This window comes from Streptomyces sp. PKU-EA00015 (assembly GCF_013387495.1).
GTDB lineage: Bacteria > Actinomycetota > Actinomycetes > Streptomycetales > Streptomycetaceae > Streptomyces.
In genome coordinates this window covers 1-923 of the sequence record NZ_JABZEE010000132.1, presented here as the reverse complement: position 1 = coordinate 923, position 923 = coordinate 1, and the positions used below count along the sequence as shown (strand labels likewise).

Genomic DNA, 923 nt, shown 5'->3' with positions numbered 1-923 from the left:
CTTTCCAGCGACTTGGCTTGTGCAAGCGAAACGGCCCCCGCCGGGGCGGGGGCCGTGGTCGCACTGCTGGTCAGTAGCGGGTGACGGTGAACCGGGTGGGCCATGCGCGGCGGGGGCCGTAGACGGTGCGGGCGTAGGCGTGGGCGGCCTCGGTCACGTCGTCGTGAATGGCGCGGTGGAGGGTGGGGGCGAGCGGCACGCTCGTGCCGTCGTCCTGGACGAACAGGCGGCTGCGACCACCGTTGTTGAGCACGGTCGCGGTGGTGGCGTCGCGGCGGGACCCTCGGTCAATGTGAGCAAAGAGGGTCGCGCGGGCGGTCTCCACGGGGTTGGGGAGGTATCCGGCGCACTCGGGGTCGCACGGCTCCTCCATGCGGCCGTAGAGGCTGCCTCCGCACGCGCACTGCTCGTTCCAGACGATGACCTGGTTCATGTCGCTTTCTCCTGTGGTGTCGGTGGTGAAGCCGGAGGCGGGTGCCGTTCCCGCCCCCGGCGGTGGTCGGGGCTGCTAGCCCTCGACGCCTTCCTCCGTACGGATCTGGCGGTAGATCGCGCCGGTGATCAGGGCGGCGAACCCCTCCTGTCCGGGCGTCATGCGGAGCATGGCGATGAACATCTGACCCGCCGTGGCGTGGAGCTCGGCCGTGGGGTCCTCCTGGGCGATGCGGCCAGCCATCATGTAGGCGGTGACGGCGGCGGCAAACACGTCCTCGGGGGTGTTGTCGAGCAGATCGCCGACGTGCTGGCCGGTGGTGGCCGCGAGGGGCTTCAGGAAGCGGTCAAGCACGTGGGCGGTGGCGGCCTCCATCTCCTCGCCGGTGTAGGCGGCTGCCTCGGTCTGCGCGTTGCTGCTGGTCATCTGCTGTGTCCTTTCGGGGTGTTGGTGGTGCCGGGGTGGGGTGCCGTTCCCCGTTCCGACAAGC

Annotated in this window: 2 protein-coding genes; both read right to left on the bottom strand. The window is 70.2% G+C overall.

Annotated elements, in window-relative coordinates; translation table 11 throughout:
• Nucleotides 1-70: 70 nt before the first annotated feature.
• Nucleotides 71-433, bottom strand: coding sequence for a hypothetical protein (locus tag HW130_RS35210; protein ID WP_177153823.1), 363 nt, complete (start codon nucleotides 431-433; stop codon nucleotides 71-73).
• Between the two features lie 75 nt (nucleotides 434-508).
• Nucleotides 509-859, bottom strand: a complete 351-nt coding sequence (locus HW130_RS35205; protein ID WP_177153822.1) for a hypothetical protein — start codon at nucleotides 857-859, stop codon at nucleotides 509-511.
• Between the last annotated feature and the right edge of the window lie 64 nt (nucleotides 860-923).